This window comes from Belliella kenyensis, from assembly GCF_022549675.1.
GTDB lineage: Bacteria > Bacteroidota > Bacteroidia > Cytophagales > Cyclobacteriaceae > Belliella > Belliella kenyensis.
This window is the reverse complement of sequence record NZ_JAKZGR010000043.1, coordinates 1-1,860: the sequence shown is the minus strand read 5'-3', so window position 1 is coordinate 1,860 and position 1,860 is coordinate 1. Positions and strand designations below refer to the sequence as shown.

General features: G+C 40.9%; 1 protein-coding gene. It reads right to left on the bottom strand.

Going from position 1 to position 1,860, the window contains the following annotated elements; translation table 11 throughout:
* Positions 1-1,860: DUF11 domain-containing protein (locus tag MM214_RS18840; protein ID WP_241297728.1), on the bottom strand; the 1,860-nt coding region annotated here is incomplete at both ends.

Genomic DNA, 1,860 nt, shown 5'->3' with positions numbered 1-1,860 from the left:
ACTGGTCAGTTACTACTACGCCTGTTGCTGCACTTGGTCCTGCATTGCTTGCTGTTAAGGTAAAGACAACATTGCTGCCTACATTCGGTGTCGCACTGCTGGATGTTTTCTCAATGCCAACATTCGCATCAAGCCTAATAACTGTTACAGTAACTGTAGTGGTTGAGCAGTTGCTTGGGTTAGAATTCAGACAAACTGTATAATTTACATTGTATGTACCTGCTGGTGTATTGGACGCTACAGAAACAGTACCATCTGCATTGACTGTTAAAGGACCATTAGTATTTGGAGAGATTGTGACATTGGCGGGAACTACCGCTGCTGCATTGAATGTGTCGTTATCGAGGACATTTATACCTATATTCGTAGCACCGACAAGACCATTAATTGGACCAGCTGAATCTGAATTAGCCCTAATGATAGATACACTAGCAGTGGATTCATTGTTACCAGGATTAATATCATTAATTTCAAGAGGTACAGATATTGATGCCGTATTTGTTAGAGGTCCTAAGAAGGAAGGTGGTATCACTACAGTATATGAATACGTCACAGATCCGTCAATAGGAAGGTTTACTATATCATTGATTGCACCAGTCTGGGTTCCTAGCACTTGGGTACTAGCACCACCAGAAACTGTAGCAGTATAGGTATGATTAGAGATGGGGATGCCTAGAATAATGGGATCTGTAACCACCAATGAAGCTACACCAAAAGGTCCTGAATTAGACACTACAATCTGAAAAGTCACACTTTCCCCAGGAATATAGGATGTAACAGTCTTAACTAAGCTTGGATCAGCATCAAAATTGAAAATGCCAGTTGAACAGAAAGCTCCGTCATTCACTGTGGAAGCTTGAGAATTAGAAATTCTTACTCTACTTCCATCATCCAAGTTAAATTTAAAAAAACCTCCATCATTACCATTCCCATAAATGTTACCCAACGAATCACCATACATTGCCCCAAATGTAAAAGTTCCTGCTGTGGTAAAAGCTGGACCAATTAGGCCAACATTGCCATTAGCTGGGTTTATGCTAAATAACCTTCCTCGGGTTGATCCAAACCCTTGTATAACCCCATAAAGCAAGCCATTTACTGGATTAAATGCAATATCAGGAACATTGTTCAGTTCTAAAGTCAAAACAATTTCCTCAACCATTTGCCTAGTCGCAACATTAATTTTGTATATGGAACTAATTGACCCAGCTACATTGACATATAAAAATCCACTAGCGTCCATATCCCCACTGATATAATTACCAACAGGTAAACCCGAAATTGGGCCAAGGTTGATCACTGTTCCATTAGCATCTACCCTTACCAGTTCATTGGAAGACCCTCCAGATTGGTTAATTCCATAAAGGAAATTATCTTGGATATTGTAACCGATGGCGTTGTAGGTGATACCATGACTATTGTTTCCAATCGGGACATAAACGAATGGGTTTGCTACCCTATTTATTTGGAAAAGCGTAGTACCTGTATTGATATTTGGACCTAAACTAATTAAAGCACTGTTATCAGCACAATCAAACGGAACTAAAGGAACAACAGTGACTGATGCTTGATTATTGGTCAAATCTGGATCCTCACTTGTTGAGTTAATGGTCGCCGTATTGCCATAATCTCCTGTCGCTAAAACTGTCGCTGTGATCTCCAATGTCGCATTAGCCCCATCTGCCAAGTCTCCTATTGTCCAAGTAATCAAGCCTGCTGATTCGCTCGTCGATGTACCTCCATTGTCTGATACATATGCATAGCCAGAGGGCAACTGGTCAGTTACTACTACGCCTGTTGCTGCACTTGGTCCTGCATTGCTTGCTGTTAAGGTAAAGACAACATTGCTGCCTACATTCG